This window comes from Noviherbaspirillum sp. ST9, assembly GCF_048799745.1.
Taxonomy (GTDB): Bacteria; Pseudomonadota; Gammaproteobacteria; order Burkholderiales; family Burkholderiaceae_D; genus Noviherbaspirillum.
On record NZ_JBLWFR010000005.1, the window covers coordinates 319,539 to 344,556 of the forward strand.

The window sequence follows — 25,018 nt, forward strand, 5'->3', positions numbered from 1 at the left end:
CTCAGTGGCCGACGTCGCGCTCCTGGAGCCGGATAAAGCGCTCGGTCAAGTCCGCCAGTTCACGATAGAACACCGTCTCGGCACCGTCCTTGATAGCGGCAGCGAAAGGACCGATCCAGGCACCGAGGTGCGCGCGCAGAAATTTTTGTTTCAGTTGCTGGACGTCGGCCAAGTCGGCCATCTGCCCGGCCCGCTGCGCCTCATTGCGCTGGAATTCCAGCAGGTACAGGAATTCCAGCTCGACCGCGACATGGTCCGGCAGGTCCATGAACTCGTCGCTGATGTCAAACCCGCCGGCGCTGTACAACTCCAGCACGTCCAGGGACGGGTTCTCCTCGGTCTGCGCAGGTGCAGCCAGCCAGGACGAACCATAAGGGTTGGCCTGCGCCTGCACCGGCCCAAGAAAAAGCCGCGTGTAATCCACCAGCAGCGTCTGCAGGTCTTGCGCTGCAAATGCCGCACTCAGCTTGCGCACGCCATCGGCCAGATCCGGATGCACGCGTGTGGCGGCAGCCAGCATCGAGTCAAACAAATGCTCCTCGGCAAATTCCGGTCCCGGTTCGTAAAAGCAGGCAGCAAGGAAGCGGCACAAGTCTTCGCGCGCGGTGGCCTCGTCGGGGTCGTAGGCGGACATCGTTATTCCTTTAAAGTAAAAAGGGGCCGGTACGCCGGCCCCCGGTACAGTTGGCGCGAACCTTATTTTGCGGCACGCGGACTGTATTTGCCAATGTAATGCACGTTCGGCTCGGTGCCTTTTTCTTCCAGCAGGCGGAACGATTTCTCCTTCTTCAATATTTGCGAAATCTGGCTGTTCGGGTCCTCCTGGTCGCCAAAGATGCGTGCCTGTGCCGGGCACGCATCCACGCAGGCCGGTTGCAGGCCGTTGAGCACGCGGTGGTAGCAGAACGTGCATTTCTCAGCCACGTCATCAGTACGAACTGGTTGCGTATCGCCACCTTGCCACCGATTCATCATTGGTGGAGTTGCGCCCGCCAATGCAGCAACTTCAGCACCCGACGACGTACAGCCGGGAATTGCGGAGTTCTTGTCGGACCACTGTGGCTGCGGATCATCCTCATAGGGGTTAAGTTGGCACACGCTATAGCTTTCGCCGCGCAGACTGGAGTCGTCGAGCTTCTCGTGGCTGTAAGGACACGACTTCAAGCATTCGCCGCAACCGACGCACAGCTCCGCATTTATTAACGTGATCCCTTCCGGCGTCTTGTACAACGCCTTGTACGGATTGCCCGGGCCCGCCTTTTCCGGATTCCCGGGGCATTTCTTGACGCAAGGCGCATCGGAGCAGTGATTGCACAGCACAGGAATCACGCTGTGCGTAGTGTTCGGGAACGTGCCGTCCGTACGTATTAGGAAGTCCGCCCAGTTGAAACTATGTTCGTCACCACGGTTACGGGTGTTGTTTTCGGCCTTGCAGGCGAAGGCACACGCGCCGCAACCGTTGCATTTCGACAGGTCAATGACCATTCCAAGTCGTGTCATGATGTATTACTCCTATAACTGGTTGCGGCCGCTTAAGCCTTCTGGATCCGCACACCGGTGAAGCCGCCGTTGCGCGCAGTCGAACCGCTCAACCGGTCGTAGTCATCCACCAGAATTTCATTGTTGTTGCCACCAAGAGGCGTGGCCTTTGCGTAGTCCTTGGCGGCTACGCGACCGTACGCCCAATGGCCTTGACCGTAGCATTTGGCCACCGTGCCCGGCCGCACGCCTTCCCATAACCGGAGTTGACAACTGATCGATCCGGCCACGGACGTGATCTTCACGGTGTCGCCATCCTTCAGGCCAAGCCTGGCGCCGTCGGACGGATTCATCTTGACCACGTCCCTCCATGAGACGTCGCCCGGGTCGACCTTCTTGAACTCCTGATACCAGGGCAAATTGGCAGACCGCCCCTCGCGGTTCAGGCGCGACTTGTAGTCGATGAAGGCGAACGGATAGTCAGCCGCGCTGCCGTGGCGCTTGACCGGCTCGTAGTGCGGCACGAAAGCAACGTCGCCGCGGGCGACATAGCCGCTGACTGCCAGGATGTCGTCGGTCGTGGTTTCGTACTTCTTCGCATGCTCGAGCAAGCCCTTTTTCAGCGTCTCGCTGTAGAACTCGAACTTCTTGGTCTCGGTCCCGAACTTCCCACCCCAGCCCTTCTTGAGCGTGTATTTCGGGCCGCTGAACATGCCCTTTTTCTTGAAGTCGGCCCAGCCAGTAATCGGCGCATCGCCTTTCAGCGGTTCCTTGGCTGCCCATATCGCCGCGCTGGTCATCTTGGTCGCGATTTCGGAAAACTCCATCGCCGTGGTCGGTGCCTTGCCGGTTTCCGGATCCTTGAATGTTGTCGAGTAATAGTCGAACAGATTGGGGAAACCCTTGGCCTTGAGCTTTTCCGCCAGCAGCCACATGACCTCGGTCTCTTCCTGCTTCACATCCCACAGCCGCTTGACGGCAGCCTGCTGTATCGACGCGTAGGCGTGGCCGTTACCCATGTTGGTGACAATGGACCAGCCCTCGGCCGAGTTGAAGGTCGACGGCAGCACGATATCGGCAAACTGCGTCATTTCCGACGGATTGGGAACCATGTGCACAAAGAACGGCACCTTCGCCATCACCTTGTCCCAGCGGTCCGCGCCGGTGCAGGAGAAATTAAAATTCGCCCATGACGCCATCAATACCTTCACCGCGCCCGGATCCTTCAGCATGCCGTTCGCAATGTTGTTGGTCACCACACCGCTACCGGGCTTGGCGCCCATCATGGCCGGCATATCCTTGGCGCCGCGCCCATCGAGCTTCTTGCCCTTGCCGGTGCTCTTGGCCAGATCATCGACAAAGGCATCCGCGCTGGGGAACTTGTTGAGCGGCGGACTGCTCGGGCTTTGCCAGACGCCACCCTCGACGTCGATCGAACCCAGCAAGCCGTTCAGCGCATGCACTGCCATCGCCGCATAGGTGCCGCGCGGATTCATCGCCACGCCCGGCCCCATCCAGACCGCGACCTTCGGCGCGGCCTTGCCCATAGCGCGCGCGACGCGCACGATCTGCTTGGCGGGGATCAGCGTTTCCTTTTCGCCCCATGCCGGCGTGCGGTCCTTGAGTTCCAGGTTCCACCATTTCACCAGTCCATACGTTTCCTTCTCGACGAAGGCCGCCTCATCCACGGTCGCCCCGGCGACGAATAAATTTTTGCCATCCTTGAAGTCACCGACGAATTCACGGTTCCAGAGGCCTTCCGTCAGCAGCACATGGGCAATGGCGCCAGCCAGCGCGCCATCGGTGCCCGGATTGATCGGTAGCCACTCGTGCGCCTTGGCGGCCACGTTCGACAACCGCGGGTCGACCGCAATGACGGTGCCGCGTTTCACGATGTCCGGGAAGCGGTTCATCATGTTCGGCACCATGCGGTTGGAAGCCAGCGGATCAGTGCCCCAAGCGACCAGGCAGTTGGTATTGGCCAGGTCATAGTCGCGGTAGCCGAAGAAGCCCTGCGTCAGACCGGGGCCCATTTTTTCGGCTTCGGCGCAAATCGCGCTGTGCGAAAAATAGTTGGGCGTGCCGAACAGTTTTGGCAGCGTGCCGTACAGCAGATCAGTCGACGTAGGCGAATAGCGTCCGCGCAGGTATGTGAACTTCTGCGGCTCGCCCGCCTTGCGCAGCTCGATCATCTTGTCGGCGACCGTGTCCATCGCTTCGTCCCAGCTAATCGGCACGAACTTTGGATCGACACCGCGGCCCTTGATCGGATTGGTGCGCTTCATCGGCACCTTGATGCGATCCGGATCATACATCTGCTGCGGGATCATATGGCCGCGCGGGCACACATAGCCATGGTTGGTCTTGGACAGTGGGTTGCCGCGCACGCGGGTCGCGCGCCCGTCCTGCACGAAAATCTGGATCGCGCACCACTGCGTGCATCCCTGGCAAGTGCTGGCGATCCAGTCACCCTTGGCCGGACTGCAGGGCTTTGGCTTGCGTGGTACCAGTGCGCTGTGGAGAGGTTGGCGCAAAACTGCAGAAGCACAGCCGGTGAGCAGCAAGCCCGCCGACACGCCTGTCGCCATGATGAAGGTTCTTCTAGACAGCCTCATATCTAACTCCTGGATTAATTGATCTTGCAATGTGCGTATGAAATGCGGTTCTGCGTCTCTACCGGCGCGGCTACCAAATTTCCACGCATAAAGCGTACCTATACAAATCAGTCAATGCGTCTACCAGCTGCAGCGCGTGCATAGCAAATCCGACCACCGCACACTGCGAGCAGTAGCGGTCCATAGGCAGCTCCCGCGTCCCTGTGGCCTGCCGTTCCCGCCTTTGCCGCCGCTGCTGACTGGACGGGTATGGTCGGGATCGCTCCTCCATTGAAAATCCTCCGCCCTTTCCCAATGCCAAGCAATCACGCGATCTGCTTCAGTTCGCATTTCTTGATCTGGAATAGGTTTTCCCGCATTGAAGAGGGGACGCCTCTCGAATCCGGGAATGTGCGTGTGCGCCGTGCAGAGAGAAGTTGGCGAGATTAGCAGCATATGGCAGTGGCGGCGAGCAACCCTGGCCGAGGATGAAATGGACACAAAATGCCGAAATGATGCGGGCTTGCTATTGCCGCTCAGCCGGCACGCTCGCCACGTGACAACCCGCTATGTAGCGTAACATTACGAAAAGCTTGGCCTATCCACTGCATTCACCACTTGCCTGCCCTTACACGCTTGCGCAGTGTTGAACGCGGGGCCCGAAATGCCATACTCAAGGCACTTTCTGTGGAATGGTCCCCAAACTGCCTTCATCGCAGCCTGCGTGCAGGTCGCGCATGAAGTCCGCAACCTCACTGGGAAAGTGGCGTTGTGATCGTTACTAGGGCGTGTCCTCATTTCAATTTGACCCAAATAATGGTGCAGGCCAAGAAGAGCATCGCTTTGAAATTTCGTGCCAATTTTTCATAACGAGTAGCGATGCTGCGAAAGTGTTTCAGTCTTGCGAAGAGGTTTTCCACCAAATGGCGCAACTTGTAGAGGTACGAATCGAATTCAGGATTGGGCTTTTTGCTGTTGGATTTCCGCGGAATAACGGGATTCATTCCAGCCTGTCGCAGTTCGTCTCGGATGGCTTCTGAGTCGTAACCTTTGTCTGCGATGAAATTCTGTGCCGACGCTACTTTTCCGATGATGTCGGTCGCGGCTTTGGCATCGTGGACTTCACCCCCAGTGATTTTAAAATCGATCGGATTTCCATGCGCATCGGCGGCCATGTGAATCTTGGTGGTTGCCCCTCCACGAGACTTTCCGATGGCGCGTTCTTGGCCAAGCCGAGCTCCGCTCGCATGCTGGTGAGCGCGGACATAACTTCCATCGGCGAATACCCACTCCGTGTCAACTTCGCCTCGTAACTCAAAAAAAATTCTGCCCAAAGCCCTTTCGCCGCCCAACGATTGAAACGGTTATACGCCGTTTTCCAAGGACAAAACTCTTCCGGAACGTCCCGCCATGGCGCTCCCGTGCGAAGCTTCCATAAAATCGCCTCCATGATCTCTCTGTCATTCTTCAAGCGATGGCAACCTTTCATTCGCATTGTCGCCTCAAGCTGCTCCCATACCCCATCACTTAATACTCGCCGAACCATTCCCATCCCCATTGTCTGAGGCGTCAGAATCCCACAAATCAAACCATCTTGGCACCCAATAAACATCAGCTTGGAACAAAATGAGGACACACCCTAGACTTCGAAGCGATCAGCGTTCCTGTCTGATCCTGTCACGGCAGTGACCGCGTTGCCTGTTCTGCCTTCGGAAAAAACGTAATGAGCGCATCACGTTGCAAGATGTGATTGCAACCGTGAAGCGATTCCGCGCCTAGGTTGTGTCTGGCCGGGATTCTTCTATCACAGAGTGAGGCCCCAATTCGCAAGGACCGCGAGCCTAATAATATGGATATCTTCGAATTGCTGAAATCCGCAGGTGGCTTGCATTCTTGTTTGAAAGCGCAGTGGCGGCACAGTCTCGGCCATATGGTATGCCTTGCCTCTGCGTCCCCAGCAAGAATAGCTTCACGATGTGCAACCAGCGTGATCAGCTCGGCACGCGTCAACAAGCGTACTCGGTGGAGTTTCCTTTCCCTATACCCCTTTTGCTGAATAAGCACATACCCGTACGGAGCAACTGGTTCCCTAGTTTGTGCCTCCAGTGCAAACCGTTGCGCAGACAGTTCGATGATGTCGGACAAATAGACTCGATCGACTTGCCGCGTCTTCAGTTCGACTATGGTAATTAGACCGTTCCGATCACGGTACGCCCGATCCACTTTCGCAACAACCGACACTTGCCCGTTCGAACGAAACATCTGCTCAGCGTAGGCAATCTCGGCGTCTTGCAATTCTTGCGGCCGCCACGCGTTTTCGTCGGTCTCAGTACCATTGCGCCCAATCCAACACGCAAGGAGGGAAACGACGATGACCGCAGCGGCAAACAAGCCCCATTCAACCGCTGTCATGATCGCCACCCTCGCCGCGTATTCTGCGTTTTGCCAAACATACCAACGGCTTCAATACCGCCCGGACAAAAGGCTGCAGCCATGATTTGTGTTGCAATACCTTACAGAGGACCGGCGCCGTTCGGTAGTACAGCCCGATTAACCGGCGCCCGCTGGCATAGGGGCGCAAAATACGGTCACGGAACCTTCTGAGTGCCTCCGTTTCCGCCCCCTCACCGAACATCAGCGTCGCGATGTAACAACGCCCCTTCCTGTTTGCCGCCCGGATTCCATCTCGATAAAAGCGATCATGTTCTCGCACGCCACGCCGGATCGCTACGCGTTGGATGGCGGTACTGCGCCTGCCGTGGCGATGCTCGAACACCACCAACCGCTCGCACACGCCCATTTGCGCCAACGCCGACGCGCTCACCGCTTTCGATTTCCGCTTTTTACTTCTCCTATCTGCCATGAATAACTCCTACCCATGCCAACGCATTTTCGGCCGCCGCCCTATTCGGTAATTGGTGGGCCGAACACCTGGTTGGTGATCGACGCGTCGTCCTGCGTACCGAATGCCGTCACACTCCTGGCTTCAAGTATCTGACCAGTAAAGCCGGTCGGCCAATGCTGCGCGAGCAAGCCCTCCTGGGCGAGTGTCCGCAGCCGGTTCACCCGTTTCGTTCCTTTTTTGAAGCGGATCAGATCATCGTAAAGACGTGGATTGTCGTCACGCTCCAGCTCGAATACCAACCGGATACGTTCGCATGGGATCGCAGGCTGACGGTTCATGTCATTTCTCCCCGGTCATGGCCATCCTCAGCGATACGCAACTCCTTGTCGAGGGCGCTACTGACGTAGTTCATTCCTGCAATCTGGAACCCTTTCACGTTGGCATACATCGGTTCCTTGACCTCATGGATCCTGTGTTTCGGGAAGGCTTCCTTGACCGCCTTTTTAAACAGGAATGCGCCGCCGCCAACCAGGATAATGTTCTGGAAGCTGTAGGCGGCCTCGATCCACTGCATCATCGACGACACTGCCTGCTGCGCGATGGTCCGCGCGATCGGCATCAGGGGTGCGATGTCGTACGGTTTCTGGTAAATCATCGGGTTCTTACCCGTACGCAACGCAATATCGATCGCATCGAAATCCCGGTACGGCATGCCGATGTCCGCGCTGATCTCGGTTGCGATTGCCTGCAACACATCGAACATGCCGCGGTTGACTGAATGGCTTTTCTTTTGCACGAGACGCATGCCTTTCGCAACCAGCCAGTCAAAAGTCCTGGCGCCGGGATCGATGATGAGGCTTTGCTCCTGCTCGATCGCCTTCCATTTCTGGTGCAGCGATGCGTAGTACACGAGCGCCCCTTGGGGCTGGGCGATGGCGAGGGCTTTGCGCACAGTGACGGTACGCCCGCCGCCCACTTCATGCTTGCCGGTCATCGCCTTTTCCAATGCGGACTTTTTAGAGGCCAACGCGGCGACCGGCAGCCCAACCACCAGCAAATCGACGATGGCGACCTTCATCATGCCGAGCGCGCCGCACAGCAAGGCAGCATATTCGGGCGTCTCGGTGTAGCGATCATGCATCTGCGTGGCGCGAAACGACTCCGCCGCCAGACCGACTTCCGGCCCCACTTCGTAGAACAAGCCATCGATCGGCACGGCGAGCGTCTTGCGCCGCTCGGCAGCGGGAACCATGGATAAGTCCCGCGCACTCGGGTACGCCACCGACGGAAAACTGGCGCAACGAATGTCATTGTCCGTGCAGCCCGTCACGAACTTGGTGTTGCCAAAACCCACATCGACTGCCCTTACGATCTTTTCCATGACTGCCTCCAATTCTTTACGTTCAGGCCGATCGCCACCAGCATCGGCGAAATAGTGCTGCCGCTCCACGCAAAACGCCGACGCTTACTGCCGCATTTCGGCACCAGGTCGCTCCCGATTGCGTTCACAGTGTCATCGCGTTGCATCCGGAATCACACCGGTTGTCCTGCGAGCACACCACCGTGCGTTCGCCTATCACTACGCTGCCACCGGAAATAATCCCGTCAAGGGCACGGCGCGCTGCGCACTTCAAGAGGGGAACCAGAGGCAACTTCTGCGTCCATCAAGCCCGCATGCCGCTGTGGCTTGCGTGTCGATCGGAAGATAAATGCGCATCAAGGGCACTGTCCGCCACACGAAAGCGCCGGAAACCGCTTGACGCACCGCGACCGCTGATGTCAACTGATCATGCTCGAAGGGCTCCTTGCCCCGGTTCCCATCGCGGGAGCAAAAAGGCGTCGCAGTCGTCACCTGTCCCTGAAGCGCCGATCGCTGAATCGGTTTGCACGGCCCTTGAGGTCGTGCCCATGACTCCATTCTCTTCGTGCAATTGACCTGCCGACGCGCCACGCATGGCGCCGGCTTTCTTCAAGAAAGCGGCCACACGCCGCAGATCGACCGGCCGGCACCCGATGCCGGACCATGAATTCCCGTCGCCCGTTTTGAGCACGCGTTTCACGCAGCGCATGGCTGTGCTTGCCTGTTCAGGCTCCCCATGCGTTTTCGCTCGAACACCTGACACCGCCCCGGACTTTCGGTGAGGGGCGGCCCCCTGCAGGTACGGCGGCCACGACCACGAACTGATCCCAAAGAGCGCGAGACCCGATCTCGGCGCTGATGCCTTGCCAAGCCCAGGAGGCCGGCGGCATCGCCCTCCCCCGGATGGCGCAGAAATGCGCGGCCGGGACGGATCAACTGAACCATTTTTAAGGCTGACCGAGCCGGCTTTCACGCGCACAGCCGGCGCAACCGAGGGGAACCGCAACGACGCTGGTGGTCGCGCGTTGCGTAGTGCATTGACCACGGGACGGGCGTAGCAATGGAATCGGCTACCCGGTCCATCGGCTGGCGATTCCACACTTGCGCTTTACGTCCGCCATTCGAGCAGCGGACGGTCGATCATGGAGAACAAGATGTCCAAAGCAACGCAACACCGTCGCACCACATCTGCCGTGGCCTCGCTTGTTCATCAACCGCGCCGCCGCCAAGACTGGAACGGCCTCTCCGCGCGGGAAACCCTGGCCCGTTATCCAATCGGCAAGACGCCGCCGCTCAAGGTGCTGGAAGTCTTGATCGCGCTCTTCAACAAGCAGCACACTGCCAAACAGAAGGAAGTGTCGTTCAAGACGCGCCAGGAGCGGGCGGACTTCTTCCGGCGCTTTTTTCGCGACCTGAAGGACAAGGCCGGATTCAAGACCCGGCCCGATCCACGCAACTTGGGGGAAAGGCATATTCGGGCCAGCGTGACGGTTTGGCATAAGGAAGGGCTGGCGCCGGCAACGATCCAGACCTATCTCAGCTTCCTGCGCGGGCTGGCCAACTGGATCGGCAAACCCGGCCTGGTACGAGCGCCCCACTATTACGGATTGCAGCCCGACGCATATCAACGCCACGAAGCGGCGCAGCGCGACAAGAGCTGGTCCGCGCAAGGCATCGATATCGATGGCCTCATTGAGGAGATTTGCCGCTTCGATCCGTATGTGGGCGCGGCGATGCGGCTGATACGCGTGATGGGCTTGCGCCGCAAGGAGGCCATCATGTTCCGTCCGCACCGGTGCGTCGTTTTGTTCGAGGCGACCGGTCTGCCGCTCCACAAAAGGAAGGCCGAGCGCTATGCGCGCATCAAGGCCGGCAGCAAGGGTGGACGCGAACGCTTCGTCGCGCTCGACACGCCGGAGCGCCTTGCTGCGATCGACCATGCACAGGCGGTGGTGACCACCAGCGACGGTCACATGGGACATCCATCGCACAGCCTGGAGCAGGCGCTACGACGATTCAACTACGTGCTGGAGAAATTCGGCGTCACGCACAAGGCGCTGGGCGTAACCGCGCACGGGCTGCGGCACGAAGTGTTGATCGAGCAGTTCGAGGCGATGACCGGGCATGCGGCGCCGGTACGCGGCGGGGAAAGGCTGCCGCCAGAAATCGACGCGCCGGCACGGCAGGACGTGGCAGAGCTGGCTGGCCACGCCAGAAAACGTGCATCCAACGCCTATCTTGGCGGCGTCATCGCCCGTCAACACAAACAAAATAATCCGTCCGCGAACGAGGAATGAACACGGTGCCAAAGAACCCCGTAAAAACACATCGACCGCGCAATCCCGAATCTAAGATGGGCAAGTGATGATTCGATCCATCAACATGGATTCGGTTTCCCACATCCGATGCGGGTTCCAAACTTCACTTCGGTGGCATCAGAATGTCTTTGTTCATGGCAGATTCGCGGGTGTTCTGGTAGGCAATTTGATTGTATGCTTGACGACTCACGGCGGGATACGCCACTTCCTCGTTGACAACACCATGCGCGTTGCCCTCATCATCATCTGGTCATTCCTAAAAAAGGGTGATCTATTCGGCCTGGTCGCGTTCTACCTGCGCACGGGCCGCAATCGCCTGCATAACTGGCTGCATGACCACCCACTTTCGGCGGCCAAGCTGCTGCGCTTTGCGCCGCTGATGCTTGCCATTGGCGTGCTCCTGTTGACTGTCCGATATGGCTCGCTGGATTCCCCCGTGACCGCGTTGGCGACGTGTTTTTCTGTTGCTTTGGGCCTCTGGCTCGCCGCCCCGACGATCGCGGTCCTCTCGCTGAACGGACCGTTACTGCTGCCTTTCATGCGCGCGTGGCGACACGGCGCGCTGCGCATTCTGTCATTTTTTGTACCGGCGTTTGCGGTCGTGCTCTGGTATCGCGGCCAACCGATGCAGCAATTGATGGGCGTTGGCGCAGTCCTGCTGCTCTGGTTCATGTTCTACGGGCTGGTCGAATATTTTCTCGATGCCCTGCGCTGGCAATCCAAGCGCCGCTTGAAACGGCTCGACATCGGCAAAGACAGGCTCCACCTCAACGACGCGGAATACTGGCGGATCTGCGTGCATGAAGCCGGACATCTGCTGCTGTACGGCCAGTTCGACTCCCTGCCGGAAGACGCGATTGCCGTCGTCGACCGCGAGCCGAAGTATGGCTTCGGTGGATTCGTCACACCGATTCACACGACGGAGGCAATTGATGCGACAACCGACGTGCTGTTATGGCAGGCGACGATGGCCTATGCCGGAGCAGCGGCCGAGAGAAGCGTGTTCGGCGCCCACTGTGAAGGCGCCAGCAAGGATTACGAAATGGCAGACGAATTCATTGTCCGACTGGCCAAGTTAAGCCACACCGCCTATTTCGCGCCCCCAGCGAACCCGACCCAGGAATCCGCCAACATCATGACCATTTGTCGACTGCGGTCGGAATGCCAGCAACGTGCCGAAGAGTTCATTGCCCATAACAAAGAACAGCTGATGCACATTGCTCAACAACTTCGATTGACGGAATGCGTGAATTGCGAGGACTTCTTTCCGGTATGGCAAACCCTCGTCCTTCCCAAAAGCTGGAGGAAGCTGGTGCTGCCCGCACGGATTCCACGGCTAGATAGCGACGGGCGCACTACTTATGCGCTGCAATCCACAACGTAAGGACGTCCCAAGGAAATTTCCGTAGCGAAGGAAGTTCGCATGGCGGTGGTGCGCGCCAGCAGGAAGTCGAGAAAATGCTGCGCCCGCACAACGTAATCCTCCTCCGATCGCTGAGGAACGAGCGCTGCGTCGCTCGGACTGTTCCTGCTTGTTCTTGATCGCCGCGCTCGCGCCGAGATGCGTTTATCCCCAATCAACGTTCACTGCGCCAAGTAGTGTCCGGGCACGACCGTACATGAACGCGCTATTCCTGCGCGCAAGGGGTTCCACCAAAGCAACCTTGCCTTTATACTGTTTAGATATACAGTATAAATATTCACCATGCTCCTTTCGTATCTTCCACGGCCAGTGTCGTTCCGGCTTCAGTTCTTGACCCCGGCCGAGGTCTCGGAACGGGTAGCCTGCCCTATCTTTACTACAGGAATCAGGGCCGGCTTTCCGTCCCCCGCCGCGGACTTTGAGGAGGGGCGGCTGGATCTGAACGATCTGATCCAGCACCGCGAAGCGACATTTTTCGCGTGGTGCGAAGGCGACTCGATGATCGGCCTTGGCTTGCGTGACGGCGATCTGCTGGTCATCGACAAGGCGGCGATGCCGGAAATGGGCGATATCGTGGTAGCGGAGATCAACGCTGAATTTACCGTCAAGCGCCTCGGCCGCATCGACGGCAAGCCGCATCTGCTGCCCGCGAATCCGGCGTATCCGCCGATTCCCATTCCGCCTGACGAAGGCATCCAGGTATGGGGCGTTGTCATTCGCGTAATTCACGACCCCAGGCCGCGCGCAAAGAGGAAGAAGATATGACGATTGCGCTGATTGATGTCAACAACTTCTACGCAAGCTGCGAACGCGTATTCAATCCCGCGCTGACTGGCCGCCCCGTCGTCGTGCTATCGAATAATGATGGCTGCGTCGTGGCCAGGAGCGCGGAATCAAAGGCACTCGGCATCCCGATGGGTGCGCCTTTCTTCGAGATCGAGAAGGAATTCCGTAGGCGCGGCGGCGTAGCGCTGTCGAGCAATTACCCTCTCTATGCGGACATGTCGAATCGCGTGATGTCCATCCTGGCTGATTTCAGTCCGGACCAGGAGGTGTATTCCATCGACGAGTGCTTCCTCGGCATGGCGGGGTTTCGGGATTTCACCTCCATCGGCCAGAACATTCGGCACAAAGTGAAGCGATGGACGGGCTTGCCGGTCTGCGTAGGCTTCGCGCCAACCAAAACCCTCGCCAAGCTGGCGAACCACATTGCCAAAAAGCACCCGGAGTGGCGCGGCGTATGCGATCTGACAGCGCTCTCGCCAAGCGAGCAAGACGGCCTGATTGGCGGCATCGACGTGGCCGAGGTGTGGGGTGTTGGACGGCGTATCGGCGCGCAGTTAGCCAGCATGGGCATAACAACCGTGCGCCAGCTGCGCGACGCCAATCCCGCCCGCATCCGGCGCGCATTCTCGGTAGTGCTGGAGAGAACCGTGGTCGAGCTCCAAGGCACCCCGTGCCTGACGCTGGAAGACGTCACCCCACCGAAGAAACAGATCATGGTGTCGCGTTCCTTCGGCAACCCGGTATACGCGCTGCAAGACCTGGAGCATGCGGTGGGCGCGTTCGTCGCGCGCGCCGCAGAAAAGCTGCGCAGCCAAAATTCATGCGCAGGCAGCATTCTCGTGTTTGCGCAGACCAGCCCTTTCCGCGATGAGCCCCAATACGCGCGCAGCCTGACCGTGCCAATCGCAATGGCGACGGATGACACCCTGACGCTCACCCATGCGGCATTAACCGGACTGGCTGCCCTCTATCGGGACGGGTTCGCCTACGCCAAAGCGGGCGTCCTGCTCAGCGAACTGGTTGAGCGAGAGCGGGTGCCGCAGGATCTGTTTATGTGCGAGCAGCAACGAGGAAAATCGGCAGCGCTGATGGCAACGCTCGACAAGGTCAATGCCCGGTTTGGGCGGGGAGCGTTGACGGCAGGAGCCGCCTCCGCACAGGGCATCTGGCGCATGCGGCAGCGTAAGAAATCGCCGTGCTATTCGACGCGGTGGGAAGACCTGATTCGGGTAAAGGGGTAAATCAATGCATGCGTTGTGTACGTTGGGCAATGGAAGTCAGCGGGCGGGAAACAACTCGGCGAGTTGCCGGTCCGCTGGGCAGGATGAATCACCTTCAGCTGATTACAAAAAACGGCGTGGACGCACCGCATTCTTCATGGTGAAACGTTGTGCCGACCGATAGGCTGGAATACCCGTTCTCCAAGGAGTGCCTCGCGATGCGCAATCCCGATACCATCCGCCAGCAGATCGCCCTCTACGAGCGCCGCATTCGCGAACTGGAGTGCGACTTGTTGCATACCACCGCGCTGCTCCATGAAGACAGCCTGACCGGCCTGCTCAACCGGCGCGGTTTTCAGCAGGCATGCACGTTGTTGTCGGCAGGCGCCGGCGGGCACGGCGCCGCGATCTCCTGCGCGATGATCGATCTCGACAATTTCAAGACCATCAACGACCGGCATGGCCACGCCGCAGGCGACCGTGCGCTATGCCATTTCGCCGATGTCCTGCGCATGAACCTGCGCCCGATTGACCATGCTGCCCGGGTCGGCGGTGACGAGTTCGCCCTCCTCCTTCCGGATGCCACTGCGGCAGATGCGATGGACATCCTCACCCGGCTCAATGCTGCTCTGGCGGCACGCCCCCTGCTCACGGACGCCGGACTGCATGCGCTGCATTTCTCAGCCGGCGTCGCCCAGTTGCGCCCCGCCGAATCGGTGCATGAACAACTGGAACGGGCCGACGCGATCCTGCTCCATGCCAAGCGCAATGGGAAAAGCAAGGTGCTGCTCTGTCCCTGATGCACTCGGCACGGCAAAGCTAGACACTGCCCACCCGTCTCTTGGGAAGTTGCGATCTATTCACGTAATAGCGTGGGAAGTCGGCACGCGCGTAGATATTCGCGAACTTGATGCCCCATGCGCCATCGCGGTAAAAATAAAGGCGGCCGACATTGCCATACAAACCCAGCGCCAGCAGGTGATTGAGGTGCTGCTCGATTAATGAGTGAAGGGAATCGGGCGTATACACCACCACAAATGCCGGACGGATCGACGCACCGTCGATGGTGAACGTGGACTGCGCATAGGTAATGCACTGCCAAACCATGCGCGTGGTCTTTGACGTTGTTCCGCCGATGCGATCAGCCCACTTGCATTCGATCCCGAACCATTGGTCAGTAAAGCCGCACTCGATCAAGTGCGGCTTGGCTCGCGCCATGAGATCGATACGCACGCCGTCACCGTCCAGCGGATGCACGCCACGAACCTCACGTCTGAGTTCGAAGTCGGAAGCCAGGCGGTGCATCAAATCGGCGGTCAGAAGCGACTCTGACATGGTAGATCTTCCTTCGTTTCCTGTTGACGGTCGCATTAAATAGGCAAATAACGCATAAGGACATCCCATATCCATGGGATAAATTTCCCGTTCGTCACCAGGACATCACGGTCAACGCCCCACTCCAGCACGGCCATCCGAAAACACTCCCGCGTGCGCGGGGTTACGCGTGGTGTAACGCCATCGTCCGCTCCGCTCCCTTGAACGCGGCTGCATCAGGTGCAATACTCAATGCGCTACTTGTGGGTATCGTACCTACACAGCCTTCACCCTGTCCTGTCGTCAGGTCATGCGTGAAGTCCGGCAATCCCTGTCGGCGTCGCAGTCGTTACCTGCCCTTGAGATATCGGACTCCATTCCGATTCAGTCACGCAAGTGGCTCGCGGTATCCGTTCGGCGTCACCCGCCGAACTGCAGGTTGCTGGATGGTTTTCTGACCTGCGAATGTTGAATGCCGAACGATCGTCTTTGCCTAGCGCGAGGCCGATGTTCGTGTTGAAGAGCGAGGTAGAAGTCGGTCCCAGTTCGCAAGACTGTGGACCTTGTGTTTGTCGTGCGCCTACGGCGTACGCTCACCGAGCGCCTCTGGTTCGTCATGACACTGGAGGCATCCCTAGCGGGGAACATTGTTCCCTGCCGGGAGAGGTGTTCCCTTTCTTTATTGAAGGAGAACACCATGCTCACAGCAAGTCTGAGCCATCAAGTACGCCCTGTTGGCGTACTGCTGGGCGGTTCCGGCATTTGCCGCGCCGTCGAGCAGAAAACCCCAGAGGTTGGCGCACTGCTGAAACCGCGCACCGATCTCTGCGTAGCACGGTCGCTGCCGTGGGAAGTCGATCGCAATGACTGCAGCCACGAACAGGCGTCGGCCAGCATGGCCGCACCCGAGGAATGTGAATGCTGAGTCGTATTTCGGTGTTTCACATCGCTGCAACCCAGGGGAAACGTCGCCGTTTCCCCCTTGGGGTGGCGTTCCCCCTTTCTATTCGGAGAACTCCATGTCCCAAGAGATCATTCAACGTTCCCGCCCCCGGCGCTCCGGCGTTCAGCTGGAAGAGGAGAAAGCCTGGATCAGCTTCTATCGCCGCATCGGCAATCCCGCCATTGCCGCGGAAGTGATGCATCAGCTCGAATCCGATCCCGAGATGAAGCGCTCGCACCTTGCCCTCTATTTGCGCGGCAAGGAATCGCTGCGCCTGCAGAAAGTGCGGCAAGCGCGACACAAGCGCATCGGCCAGTTCGTTCGCATGCTCGCCGCTGCCCTGTTTGTCGCGCCGGCACACGCGGTCCTGAAGCTGTTGCGGCAAAGCGGCGCGATTGCCGTCGAGTGTCTGCCCGAGCTTCGCAAGGAGCCAGCCGAACGACAGATCAGGGGGCTGGCGCAAGAAGCCGAATTCGCGCAAGCGCAATCGGCGTTCGACCGTCAGACAGCAGTGTCTGCACCACGGCAGACAAATGCCCCAGGTGTGCCGACCGTATCCTCGCCTGATCTCAAGACGGGAAACGACGGATAACGCGCACGACGCTGTGCCGAGCAGAAGCCAGCGGGAGGATTGCCCGGCTACCTGTCGAGACGCTTCCGACCTCTGCTGCCGGCGCTGCGGATCATCGATCGCCTTCACGTTTACCGGCTTCGTGCCGGTGACGTGAGGCGTTCGGATTCGCGCAATGGCAACAAGTGTCGCGCATCGATATAGCCTATGCCGACTTGCTGTCGAAGCATCGTGCCCGTTCGCGGTCGATCAGCCAGTGCAGAAATCGGGTTTCTTTCGAAACGCCCCAATGATGCCGCTTGCACTGTCGAATGTACGCGTCCAGGTCATCGAGCGTTTTCACGTCAACGGGAGCGAAGCCGGTGATTTTTGTGAAGCGCGCGATTTCTGTTCTGGTCAATCGAATGTGGTTAGCGAGGCGGATCATCGTCGTCCATGTCAACAAGGGGTTGCATCGACGATTTTCGCGCTGTTTTAGCCGTTTGTCCTTACCGCGTCACGCGGATTCTTAGAAATATTTTCGCCTGACTCTCCAGTCGCATCATAGTGTGACAGGACTGACATTTCTTTCCGCCAATCACACGGTGTGCGGCAAATCCACAACAGCCCCCGCCTCTTCCCCGCCAGCCACATAGCCGAACCGACGCCACGCCGCCGCGTCGACGTCGATCGGGCCGCTACGCTTGGAGTCGAGATTGGTCAGCACCCCATGCTGCGCGAGCCGCCCCTTGGAAAACAGTTCATACAGCAGGTGGGCCGCATAGCGCACCGCGAGGTCGTTGATGAACAGACCCTGCATGGCCAACGACATGCGTACCGAGCACGACGGCTTATCATCATCCGGCATGGACTCGTCCAGCAGTTCAGGAAACAGCTCGGTCACGCATGGCAGGCGCGGCGAGAGTCGCACACCCCGGCGCACTGGCACTTCGCCCAACACCACTTGCGCCGTGGCTTCGGTATTGCCGATATCGAGCCAATAGTGGACGCCTCCCGGATCATCGAACAACCGTGCATGGAGCGCGCGCCGCGCCGCCCTGCTATCGACGCAGCTGACGATCAGATCGGCGTTTGCACCGAGCAGACTGTGACGCCGGTACTCTTCGTAGCGGAATGGTTGCGCCGTCCAGTCCAGCCCGTAAAACTGGTTCAGACGGTGGATCGTCACGACGGCCTTGAAACGCCCCACATCGGCCGGACTGTAGAGCTGGCGTCCGACGTTTTCTTCGCTCACGCGGTCGCTATCGAACGCGGTGATGTGCAGCCCATACGGATGTCCCAATGCCTTCATCGCAATATCGAGCCGTGCCAGGCATGCCGCCATCTGCGCGCCATTGCCTCCGACGCCGATCAGGTGAACCTGCACCCGCTTGTTCAGCAAGCTTGCATCGATTACATGTTCCATATCTGCCCTCCTTCCCAATCCAACCAGTTCAGTATCGACCTCCTCGGCCCCGCTGCAAGACCGTCGCTCGTCGGCTCTGACTCTTCCCATGGGTGGCGCAACGGTTGGTAGAAGCCATTCACCGCCAGCCGGAAGGCGGCGCTCGGCTTGTCGCGATGCAGGTGCCCGAACACGCCGGCGACTTTGATACCCCGATCATCGCCGTTGTCGATCGGCGACCAGAAGGCGCGGGAGCGACCATGCGTATGCAGATCGATGGCGATGGACTCGTCCTCGTCCAATGGCGGCATCCGGAAAGCGATGCCGTCCGGTGACGCCTGCAGCGCGTCGTACACCTGCAAGCGCAATGTTCCGCTACGGCGGGAGTAGATCAAACCGCCTGCAATCTCATTTGGCAGCCGCATTCGCCCTGCCGCAACAAAGGCCTCCAACAGGCACACTGGAATGGCGCCGAACGCGAAGGCGATGCGCGTCTTGACTGTCCCGTATGGCAGCGGCGGAGCCGCAGGCAGTTCCGCAATGCGCAGCATGCAATCCAGCCAGTCCAGCTTCACCTGCACGAACACGCCGTTGGCCGCGATCACGACACGCTGTCCGTTTTGCATGTCGGGCAGTGAGCCGTAGCGCGGCGCGGCCACTACCGGGCAGGTACTCTGCAAGGCATTATCACGCGGATCACCGCGCATTCTGGCCTCCCATGCCGAGCAATTTTCCCAGCGTCGTATTGGCGTCCATCAGCACGCGCTCGGGGAATGTATTGAATTTGCCGTTGAGCATGTCGCGCCAGAACGCATGTGCGCCGCCGCGATATTGCACCAGTTTGCCCTTGGTATTCGGATGCGTAAAAAATGACCCAAAAAAGGCAGCATTCCAGGCCTCGATCTTTTCAGCGGTTGAGCCATCCGGCACCTGCACATTGCCCCGGCAAATGTCGCCGCCATCCCATACGTTGAAATAGGGGGATTGGAACAGCGCCGTCTGCAACGTCGGGCGACGCTTGCCCTTGACCGCCCATACCTTCCAGACACTACTGGATGCGGCAAACACCAGTCCGGGGTGTGGCACGACTTCGCCACGTTCCGGTGCGCTCAATTCCGGCGCACGAAAGACGATGTGGCGCTTGGCGGGAGGCACCCACCACAGCAGCAGATCACCATCCATGTACAGCACCGTTTCCGGCAAAAAGCCGCCATGTGCGACGCCCTTGACCAAGGCGCGTGCCAGTTGAATGGCCGCTCGCGGCGTCATTGCCTGTCCGGCCAGGATGACCGGTTCGCCATCCACCTGTTCGACCTGATGTACCGTCGCCAATGCACTATCCGACGCTCCGCGGTAAATCAATACGGCCTGATCGAGCCGCAAGATGCCGTCGGTCTGTGTGCGAATCCGAAATTCCGCCTGATTCATGGTTCACCTCCAGCGTCAGTTTCCCGCCGATAGCCGGTCGATCAAGCGGTCGAGCAGCCGGATCGTCTTGAACCGCACGCGCATTGCGGACTGCCATCCCCGCATGGCCTGCGGCGCGTCGATGGCAATCTCCAACTCCCCCATGCGGTCACAAAACTCGGACTGGTGCGCCATTTGCAGCAAGTCGTCGTAGATGCGCACCGTCAGGTCATCCTCGCGCCACGACAGCACCGCGCCAAAGCCAATATATTCGCCATCGACATCGGGGCGGAATTCGTCCTCGATGCGCAATGTGGCTAGCGCCAGCACATCAGCCGCAATGTCACGTGCCAATGGATCGGATGCGTCCTGCGCCAGGCGTGCCAAAGCACGACGCGACAGGCGGCGCTTGCGCGGCGTGGCGATTACCCATGCGGGGAATGACTCGTCCAGCTTTTTGCGCGTCACCATTTCCTCGCGCATCGCTTCCCGCTCGTCCTCGTTGTCGCCGCATTCCATGTCGAGCGCGACTTCTTCATTCTCTTCCCCGCACCAATAGACGTAGGACACGACATCGCAGGCAAGGTCGGGCGTGAACAGCGGATAGACGAAACGGCTCTTCTCGCGCAACACATCGAGCACCGCCGCGCCGCATCCGGCCTGCTGCCGCTCCAACGCCTCCAAGGCGTCGCCGACCGCCCATTGCTGCTCGCGACACTCGCCCCAGCAGATATCGACCTTGTGATAGCGCACCGGCTCCTTGCACGAGGCGGACGGATAACCGCCCGCCTCGTCCACCGCCGCCAAGCTGAAATACGGTCGAAAGCAATGCAATGCGCCGAGTTCGCGCTTGACCCAGGCATCGAGCGCCCGTTCGCATACCTGCAACGCGTCGTCCCATGCCTGCGGAATGTCGCCCTCGCGCACCGCTCCCGCCTGGATCAGGAAGCGCGCTACGGCCGCGTTCGCCGCCGCAAGCCGGGACGGCACCACCGACAGCGGAATGGTCTTTTCCAGGCGCGGCAATTGCAGCGCATGATTCACGGCAGAGGCGGCAGCGCCTGCGACGGCGGCAATACCCGAGCCGACGACTGTTGACGATCGGTGGCCCCGCTCACCTGTTGACAGAAAATTTTCCATAGCGTCGAACACTGCATCACGTTCCGTTTGTTCAAAGCGCGCACCAGCGCCATGTCGGTGGCCGGCGTTTCGCCGTTCGCGAGCGTCTCGACATACGCTGAAAACGCGGCGAGCCGGGGCTTAGCCTTTGGTGCCGACCGCCCGCTTAAAGGTGATTTCCTGGATGCCATTGCGAATTTCTCCCATCTCGATTTCCGCGCTCACCAATTCCGGGTACTGAGCACTGTACAAATCGCGGATTTCCCGCGCATCCAGCCCCGGCACGTCGGGTAGGTGGATGCCGTTGTAACGGTATGACCGTTGTACTTCGCTCACTTCGATAGCCATTGATCGCTCCTTTTCACTAATCGCCGGAATCCGTTCCAGCATCGACAGGAACCATTCTCCCAATGGCGAAAGCCGCTTCAAGCAGAGCAGCGGACGGTCTGGACTCGGCATCTTCATCCACAAAGACTGGCATAATTGTGCGTCGTACCCTACTGCGGGCAACGATTTCTATGTAAATACGGCGCGCTCACGCGTCTTCTCACATCGAACGTTCAGGAGCAAAAACTGCATGGGGAATGGAATCAAGATGCGCATTGCCGTGGATGTGCACGGCACGTCTTACGATATCGATGCATTGCAAGCCGCACACGATGCCAACAGCACCATTCCCGATTTGTTTTGCGCCGATCCCGTCTGTCGAAAAGCCGTTCGTTTCGTTCCGCGTCATCAACAGAACCGCAAAGGCCGGATCGAGCCGGTGGACGTTCCCGCGTACATCGGTCTAACCAGCGGTTCAGAACATGTCAACGACTGCCGGTATAACACCGCCAAACGCATTGCGGTCATCGTCGATAAATCGGATCGCGATTTCGTCAGCGAACTGGAGGCTGGCAAGCGTGAATTGCGCCTGCTGGTTCTGCATAATGGATTGAGCGGCAAACCGCTGTCCAGTAACCCGCCAATTCCGACCGGCGCAACGCCCGGCTTCGGGCCGGGCAAAGGAACGAGACAATACGTATCCAGCGGACAGAAGCTGGATTCCTATTTGCGAACCACAGCCGATTTGCTGGAGCTTCGCTCGCTTTGTGACTCGGACGCCGCCCTGGCCGCACAATTGACCCTGCGTTTTGGCCCCAAACGGATTGCCTGGAACGATTTTTTCTTCAACCGGGATCGTTATGATGAGGCGTGGGAACTGCTCAAAAAGGCGGGAGGAAATGCTCATCCGATTGCGTTGACCGGAGAAGTGAAATCCCACTACTCGCCTCCGGCTGGCGCCAAATACAAAAGCACATTCCTTAATTGCCGTCCGCTCTATCGAAAAACCGATACACCGAACAGAGTCGAGTCGTTCGAGGTCAGCGTGATGCATGCCGATGCGGCATGGCTCAGCAGCTTTCCGGTCGGTACCAGCATCATCCTGTTTGGGCTGTCGGAATACAAAGAGATCGTGGAAAACAGCGCAAAGGACGCGAACGACCCGAGCCGGACTGTCACGTATGCTGTCCATAAACTGAGCTTGAGGCCGAAGTTCAAGCAGCAGATCGTGACGGTGCTGTAGTGCAGTGCGCGGGGCGTTTGCCGCTCCGCGCACTATGCGTTAGCCGAACAGTTGCAGGGATTCGCCGGGCATGATAGCCACGCCTGCATTTTCATCAGCCTTTGCGACGCCGATGTCTTCGTCAGCGACGGCCTCCTTTGTCGCCGGATCTGAAGCGGATTTCGGGGCCCGTGCCGATTTGGACGCATTCGTCATCGCCTCGGTCGCCTTCTTCGCCGATGCGGATCTGGCCGCGTCCAGTACTTCGTTGGTCGCCTCGGCCTGTTCCATCAGACTTTCGCGCTTTTCCCGATACCCGCGCAGCACGTCGAGGAATCCGGCGTCGAATTCCTCCGGCGTCGCCGTCAAGGTCAAGTCCTTGGTGAGCGCCGGTTCGCCCACATCCTTCTTCGGCTTCGGCAGTACGCTGATGGTCAGCCGCCCGCTCTTCTCGTCCGCACTCACTACCATTGTCAGCGTGGTAGTCGTCGCCAGCGCATACAGTTCTGCAAACATCGTCATCGTTGATTCTCCTGTTGAGGAAAGCCCTATGAGCCATGTTACGGGCGTTCTATCGCCTGTCCAGCCTCCTATCCGGCGATTACGCCGGAACCGATTCTTCGCATTCCTGGGAGTGCGCCTCATGTTCCGATCCACTTCCATCCGCAATGATTCCTGCCTCTTGCCCCGTCGTATGGCGTAGCGGCTTGCGCGGATAGCGCATGACCTGCGGGACTGCGCCTTGATACTCGAAACTTTTCACCGTAAGCAGCGCATCGATGAAAGCATCCTTTTTTCCGGCGCGCGCCGTTTTGAAACGCTCGCCCATCGCCTTGCGCAAGCCAAGTTCAGTGGCCAGGCTCTCCAATTCGCTCATCGTGAACAGTTCGAGGAAGGTTTTGTTCAGTTGAAATTGCCGCTCTTCTTCGACTTCCAGATAGTTCAGCAGCACGCCGAGATTGGTTTCGTCCACACCGAAGGCTGCCGAGGCGGCGACCGCCTGCAACAGACGAGAAAGCTGATCTGTGCTGACGCCAACGACCCGTTCGAGATGGCCGTGGAATGCGATGGCATTCGACTGTGCCTCCCCGATCATCTTGCCGACGGCTTTTCCGTACTGCGCAACACTCAAGTCTGCGCCGCGACCGGCCAGGGTCAGTGCAATCAATACCCGCTGGTTACGTTCCGGATGCCCCATCAATTCGTTCGCCGCCCAGCGTCGCCATTGTTCGATGCGATACTGCAAGACCCGCTGCGGCGTCTGATTCGACGGCTTCGGCTTGCCGGTCTTGGACCGGTTCGTGTTGGCCGGTGCGTCGCCGCTGCCGGGCGTCGCCACAGCCTGCACGCCCTTGCGCGCCGCTTGACGCCAGTCGGCCACTTTCTTCGTATTGCAGGCGGCATCGAAACAGAGGGATTTGGTCACATACCCATATGAACCCGCCATTGCTGATACGGCGCAACCGAACGAACGGCACCCCTTGCAGGCGGAGTATTGTTCCGCACCGACGCCAAGTTCGCCCTCGGCCGACAGGTGCAGCGCTTGAAATCCGTCACTCGGCTTCACAATCCGGATGACTTGATATTCATCCTTGAGCGCCGCCGCCTTAGCCTCGATCACCTGCATGGTCAGTTCGTTAAAATGCGTCGGGTGCTGGCAATAGCCGTCACCAAGCGATTCGGCAAACAGTCCGGCCTGACGCGCCGAATTGTGGATGCACCCGGCGCACTGCGCCGTATCGAAGATGGCGTCGGCGAGCCGCCGCGCATACTGCCCAAGCTGTTTCTTCAATACCGTCACCGTTACTTGGTGCGCGACGACACCGGCCAGTACCTTGTCTTGCGTGGTGGGCGGCACGCCAGCCAGCAGTTCGGCGTGGCCGACCAGAATCTGCCGCTTGGTCAAGGCGCCCAGCACGGCGGGTGTACAGGCGAGTAGCGCGAGGCGGCGTTCCAGCAGCGCGACATTCCAGCCGAGCTGCCGCGCCGTCTCTTCCTTGTCGCCGTTGTTTCGGTAAAGCTGGCGCTGCGCGGCTTTCGCTTCCTCCGCGACCGATATATCGGCGCGGTGGAAATTCTCGATGAGTGCGATCGCATCGGCGTCGGTGTCGCCCACTTCAAGGATTTTCACCGGCATGTCGTAGTCGTCGCCGAAAACGTTCTTGGCTGCGCGCCAACGACGCTCGCCGGCGACGATTTCAACCAAGTTGGAACCCTCAATGGGCCGGACCAAGATCGCTTGCAATACGCCGTAGGTGCGGATGCCGTCTTCCAATTCCGCCATTTCCTGCGGGTCGAAATATTCACGCGGATTCTTGCCTTGTACGATCCGCGAGAGAGGTAACGTCTCTTGCATATAAACCTCCATGTTCTGAATGCCTTCGTCAGGCGTAAGAACATGGTCTCAACGGCGTCCCGGCTCTCAACCCCGCCGTTTTCGTTCCATCGATGTAACCGCCACCGAAATAGGACCGCCACAGCGGGGCATTGACACGGCAAGCTCCGTGGATGGTTGCGACACGCTGTGGCGGATGCGACACTGAAACTGCATTCTCGATCTATCGATCGCCCCCCTCCATCCGGAGGTTCTGACCTAGGTCAGACGTCGCAGTCGTTACCTGCCTATCTAGCTACGCACGCGCCACGCGTGCATCCCGTGCGGGAACCTCGTTCCCCTCGGGCGCGGCGTTCCCGCTTTTTTATTGG

The 25,018-nt window shown here is 59.2% G+C and carries 26 protein-coding genes; 9 read left to right on the forward strand and 17 right to left on the reverse strand.

All coding sequences use genetic code 11. The features are described from left to right. Position 1 precedes the first annotated feature (1 nt). The 8 genes from ACNOHI_RS13445 to ACNOHI_RS13480 all read right to left on the reverse strand — a co-directional run bounded on the left by ACNOHI_RS13445 (position 2) and on the right by ACNOHI_RS13480 (position 8,299). Complete coding sequence (locus tag ACNOHI_RS13445) at positions 2–634, reverse strand: TorD/DmsD family molecular chaperone (RefSeq protein WP_420475177.1); 633 nt, start codon at positions 632–634, stop codon at positions 2–4. A 62-nt stretch (positions 635–696) separates the two neighbouring features. After that, positions 697–1,485, reverse strand: coding sequence for a 4Fe-4S dicluster domain-containing protein (locus tag ACNOHI_RS13450; protein ID WP_420475178.1), 789 nt, complete (start codon positions 1,483–1,485; stop codon positions 697–699). Positions 1,486–1,532: 47 nt separating this feature from the next. Beyond that, the gene (locus tag ACNOHI_RS13455; RefSeq protein ID WP_420475179.1) at positions 1,533–4,094 is read right to left on the reverse strand and encodes a molybdopterin-dependent oxidoreductase; all 2,562 of its coding nucleotides are present in this window, start codon (positions 4,092–4,094) and stop codon (positions 1,533–1,535) included. A gap of 773 nt (positions 4,095–4,867) precedes the next feature. Then, positions 4,868–5,619, reverse strand: a protein-coding gene (locus ACNOHI_RS13460; protein WP_420475180.1) for an IS5 family transposase whose coding sequence is annotated in 2 segments (ribosomal slippage) — positions 4,868–5,397 and positions 5,397–5,619 — 753 coding nt in all. Because the reading frame shifts where the segments join, the coding sequence is not laid out codon by codon here. 131 nt (positions 5,620–5,750) lie between these two features. After that, positions 5,751–6,485, reverse strand: coding sequence for a PD-(D/E)XK nuclease family protein (locus ACNOHI_RS13465; protein WP_420475181.1), 735 nt, complete (start codon positions 6,483–6,485; stop codon positions 5,751–5,753). After that, entirely contained in the window at positions 6,472–6,936 is a 465-nt protein-coding gene (locus ACNOHI_RS13470) for a CFI-box-CTERM domain-containing protein (protein WP_420475182.1), read from the reverse strand. Before ACNOHI_RS13470 ends, ACNOHI_RS13465 begins: the two co-directional genes overlap by 14 nt. Before the next feature lie 41 nt (positions 6,937–6,977). Further along, on the reverse strand, positions 6,978–7,256 hold the full coding sequence (locus tag ACNOHI_RS13475; protein WP_420475183.1) for a hypothetical protein: 279 nt from the start codon (positions 7,254–7,256) through the stop codon (positions 6,978–6,980). Beyond that, positions 7,253–8,299, reverse strand: a complete 1,047-nt coding sequence (locus ACNOHI_RS13480; RefSeq protein WP_420475184.1) for a PRTRC system protein D — start codon at positions 8,297–8,299, stop codon at positions 7,253–7,255. Before ACNOHI_RS13480 ends, ACNOHI_RS13475 begins: the two co-directional genes overlap by 4 nt. Positions 8,300–9,432: 1,133 nt before the next feature. Here ACNOHI_RS13480 and ACNOHI_RS13485 point away from each other — a divergent pair. The 5 genes from ACNOHI_RS13485 to ACNOHI_RS13505 all read left to right on the forward strand — a co-directional run bounded on the left by ACNOHI_RS13485 (position 9,433) and on the right by ACNOHI_RS13505 (position 14,825). Beyond that, complete coding sequence (locus ACNOHI_RS13485) at positions 9,433–10,575, forward strand: integrase domain-containing protein (RefSeq protein ID WP_420475185.1); 1,143 nt, start codon at positions 9,433–9,435, stop codon at positions 10,573–10,575. A 244-nt stretch (positions 10,576–10,819) separates the two neighbouring features. Continuing rightward, the gene (locus ACNOHI_RS13490; protein WP_420475186.1) at positions 10,820–11,980 is read left to right on the forward strand and encodes a hypothetical protein; all 1,161 of its coding nucleotides are present in this window, start codon (positions 10,820–10,822) and stop codon (positions 11,978–11,980) included. Positions 11,981–12,349: 369 nt separating this feature from the next. Continuing rightward, a complete protein-coding gene (gene umuD, locus ACNOHI_RS13495) occupies positions 12,350–12,784 on the forward strand; it encodes a translesion error-prone DNA polymerase V autoproteolytic subunit (RefSeq protein ID WP_420475187.1) in 435 nt (144 codons plus the stop codon). Next, positions 12,781–14,046 carry a Y-family DNA polymerase gene (locus ACNOHI_RS13500; RefSeq protein WP_420475188.1) on the forward strand — a complete coding sequence of 422 codons (1,266 nt, stop codon included), beginning with the start codon at positions 12,781–12,783 and terminating at the stop codon, positions 14,044–14,046. The genes umuD and ACNOHI_RS13500 overlap by 4 nt, the downstream gene beginning before the upstream one ends. A gap of 149 nt (positions 14,047–14,195) precedes the next feature. Continuing rightward, the gene (locus ACNOHI_RS13505) at positions 14,196–14,825 is read left to right on the forward strand and encodes a GGDEF domain-containing protein (protein ID WP_420475189.1); all 630 of its coding nucleotides are present in this window, start codon (positions 14,196–14,198) and stop codon (positions 14,823–14,825) included. A gap of 19 nt (positions 14,826–14,844) precedes the next feature. Here the strand turns inward: ACNOHI_RS13505 and ACNOHI_RS13510 are convergent, their stop codons facing one another. Next, a complete protein-coding gene (locus tag ACNOHI_RS13510) occupies positions 14,845–15,360 on the reverse strand; it encodes a hypothetical protein (protein WP_420475190.1) in 516 nt (171 codons plus the stop codon). 676 nt (positions 15,361–16,036) lie between these two features. Here ACNOHI_RS13510 and ACNOHI_RS13515 point away from each other — a divergent pair. The 3 genes from ACNOHI_RS13515 (at position 16,037) to ACNOHI_RS13525 (ending at position 17,331) form a co-directional block, all read left to right on the forward strand. After that, the gene (locus ACNOHI_RS13515) at positions 16,037–16,264 is read left to right on the forward strand and encodes a hypothetical protein (RefSeq protein WP_420475191.1); all 228 of its coding nucleotides are present in this window, start codon (positions 16,037–16,039) and stop codon (positions 16,262–16,264) included. A 94-nt stretch (positions 16,265–16,358) separates the two neighbouring features. Beyond that, positions 16,359–16,874 (forward strand): hypothetical protein, encoded by a 516-nt coding sequence (locus ACNOHI_RS13520; RefSeq protein ID WP_420475192.1) that lies wholly within the window; start codon positions 16,359–16,361, stop codon positions 16,872–16,874. Positions 16,875–17,028: 154 nt separating this feature from the next. Further along, complete coding sequence (locus ACNOHI_RS13525; protein WP_420475193.1) at positions 17,029–17,331, forward strand: hypothetical protein; 303 nt, start codon at positions 17,029–17,031, stop codon at positions 17,329–17,331. Between the two features lie 99 nt (positions 17,332–17,430). On the opposite strand, the gene ACNOHI_RS13530 is transcribed toward ACNOHI_RS13525, so the two are convergent. The 6 genes from ACNOHI_RS13530 to ACNOHI_RS13555 are packed head-to-tail and all read right to left on the reverse strand — an operon-like array spanning position 17,431 to position 21,111. After that, positions 17,431–18,258: a PRTRC system ThiF family protein gene (locus ACNOHI_RS13530; RefSeq protein ID WP_420475194.1), complete on the reverse strand. Its 828-nt coding sequence runs from the start codon at positions 18,256–18,258 to the stop codon at positions 17,431–17,433. Next, positions 18,246–18,944 carry a PRTRC system protein A gene (locus ACNOHI_RS13535; RefSeq protein ID WP_420475195.1) on the reverse strand — a complete coding sequence of 233 codons (699 nt, stop codon included), beginning with the start codon at positions 18,942–18,944 and terminating at the stop codon, positions 18,246–18,248. The genes ACNOHI_RS13530 and ACNOHI_RS13535 overlap by 13 nt, the downstream gene beginning before the upstream one ends. Next, complete coding sequence (locus ACNOHI_RS13540) at positions 18,934–19,665, reverse strand: PRTRC system protein B (RefSeq protein WP_420475196.1); 732 nt, start codon at positions 19,663–19,665, stop codon at positions 18,934–18,936. The genes ACNOHI_RS13535 and ACNOHI_RS13540 overlap by 11 nt, the downstream gene beginning before the upstream one ends. A 15-nt stretch (positions 19,666–19,680) precedes the next feature. Continuing rightward, positions 19,681–20,688, reverse strand: a complete 1,008-nt coding sequence (locus ACNOHI_RS13545) for a PRTRC system protein F (protein ID WP_420475197.1) — start codon at positions 20,686–20,688, stop codon at positions 19,681–19,683. Continuing rightward, complete coding sequence (locus ACNOHI_RS13550; protein WP_420475198.1) at positions 20,685–20,954, reverse strand: hypothetical protein; 270 nt, start codon at positions 20,952–20,954, stop codon at positions 20,685–20,687. The genes ACNOHI_RS13545 and ACNOHI_RS13550 overlap by 4 nt, the downstream gene beginning before the upstream one ends. Continuing rightward, the gene (locus ACNOHI_RS13555; RefSeq protein ID WP_420475199.1) at positions 20,905–21,111 is read right to left on the reverse strand and encodes a PRTRC system protein C; all 207 of its coding nucleotides are present in this window, start codon (positions 21,109–21,111) and stop codon (positions 20,905–20,907) included. Before ACNOHI_RS13555 ends, ACNOHI_RS13550 begins: the two co-directional genes overlap by 50 nt. A gap of 247 nt (positions 21,112–21,358) precedes the next feature. On the opposite strand from ACNOHI_RS13555, the gene ACNOHI_RS13560 reads away from it, so the two are divergent. Then, positions 21,359–22,333: a hypothetical protein gene (locus ACNOHI_RS13560; protein ID WP_420475200.1), complete on the forward strand. Its 975-nt coding sequence runs from the start codon at positions 21,359–21,361 to the stop codon at positions 22,331–22,333. A 39-nt stretch (positions 22,334–22,372) separates the two neighbouring features. Here ACNOHI_RS13560 and ACNOHI_RS13565 read toward each other — a convergent pair whose 3' ends face one another. Continuing rightward, on the reverse strand, positions 22,373–22,834 hold the full coding sequence (locus ACNOHI_RS13565) for a PRTRC system protein E (protein ID WP_420475201.1): 462 nt from the start codon (positions 22,832–22,834) through the stop codon (positions 22,373–22,375). Between the two features lie 79 nt (positions 22,835–22,913). Continuing rightward, entirely contained in the window at positions 22,914–24,668 is a 1,755-nt protein-coding gene (locus ACNOHI_RS13570) for a PRTRC system ParB family protein (RefSeq protein ID WP_420475202.1), read from the reverse strand. Positions 24,669–25,018 lie beyond the last annotated feature (350 nt).